The following is a 1,266-nucleotide window of genomic DNA, read 5'->3' as shown; positions in this document are numbered from 1 at the left end:
GGATTCATTTTGCTTTCTAAATTATCTCTAATTAAAATACCTTTTTCAGTATCAACTTTAACATTTTCACTACTTGGTACTTGTTTTATACATACTGCTATTTTCAAAGTATTATCCTCCTAATCTCTTGTTCACTTTTTCAAACTATAATCTATTATATGTTCTTTCTATGTAAGATGAAAGAACCACTAAACATCATATTTATGAGATTAGTGGTTCTTCTTTATTCTATCAAATTTTTTCTATATATTAAGCTACAAATTTATTACAAATTTTTACTCATCTTTGAATTGTTTACTTGTCATATGTTCAACATCAATTCTCATAACTTTTACAGCATTAAAAGCTCTTCTTATATACTCTTTTCCTGCTTCAACGTAATCACTTGAATATTTATCTACTAAATATAATAAAACTTTTTCTTTTTCACTATCTTCAACTTCAATAGCTTTTCCAAACATTATGATACTTTCAAATTCTGAATCAAATTTATCTGCTAAAACTTTTGAATATCCAACTATAGTAAATGATACTTTATTATTGAATTCTATATTGTCTAATTTATGTCCTTCTACTGCACCATGGAAATATAATTTTCCATCTATATATGAATAATTTACTGGAACTCCATAAGGATATCCATTCTCTCCTACTGTAGATAATACTCCATACTCTGCTGTATTTAATATTTCTTCTATTCTTTCTTCACTAATATCTCTATTTTTCTTTCTCATTGGTCTAAACATAATTATCACATCCATTTCTAAAATTCTTCTTCTATCATACTCCTAATTTATTAACCACATATGAAGTAATATAGACTTTTTTTCTAAATAAAAAATAAAGCTACCTAAGTATAGGTAGCCTTATCTTTGACGTATATTTATATAAAGTTTTTAATACTTTATGCTTCTATATTTTCTAAATCAGCAATTATCATGTTTACTACTTCTAATTTTGCTTTTGCAAAATCATTTTCTGGTAACCATTCAATTCCCATTTCTAAACATCTTCTAGTCTCTTTATATTCATTTAGTAAATTTTTTACGTTATTACTCATCTTAATATCTCCTCTTTTTTTAAATCTTAATTTTAATAATAATAATTTTTACTCTACAGTTACTGACTTAGCTAAGTTTCTTGGTTTATCTATATCAAAACCTTTTAAACTTGCTACATAGTATGCTAATAACTGAAGTGCTACTGCGCAAACTATTGGTGCTAAAATCTCATGTGTTTCTGGTATAAATAATATATTATCTAATA

The 1,266-nt window shown here is 25.2% G+C and carries 2 protein-coding genes; both read right to left on the bottom strand.

Features of this window, described 5'->3' with window-relative positions; all coding sequences use genetic code 11:
* Positions 1-275 precede the first annotated feature (275 nt).
* Positions 276-746: a pyridoxamine 5'-phosphate oxidase family protein gene (locus ACRDDY_RS15965; RefSeq protein WP_438565930.1), complete on the bottom strand. Its 471-nt coding sequence runs from the start codon at positions 744-746 to the stop codon at positions 276-278.
* 158 nt (positions 747-904) lie between these two features.
* Positions 905-1,060, bottom strand: a complete 156-nt coding sequence (locus ACRDDY_RS15960; RefSeq protein ID WP_438565929.1) for a hypothetical protein — start codon at positions 1,058-1,060, stop codon at positions 905-907.
* Positions 1,061-1,266 lie beyond the last annotated feature (206 nt).

Origin of the sequence: Clostridium sp. (genome assembly GCF_051656525.1) — a bacterium.
Classification (GTDB): Bacteria; Bacillota; Clostridia; order Clostridiales; family Clostridiaceae; genus Clostridium.
The sequence above is the reverse complement of the archived record's forward strand: the minus strand, read 5'-3'. Positions and strand labels throughout refer to the sequence as shown.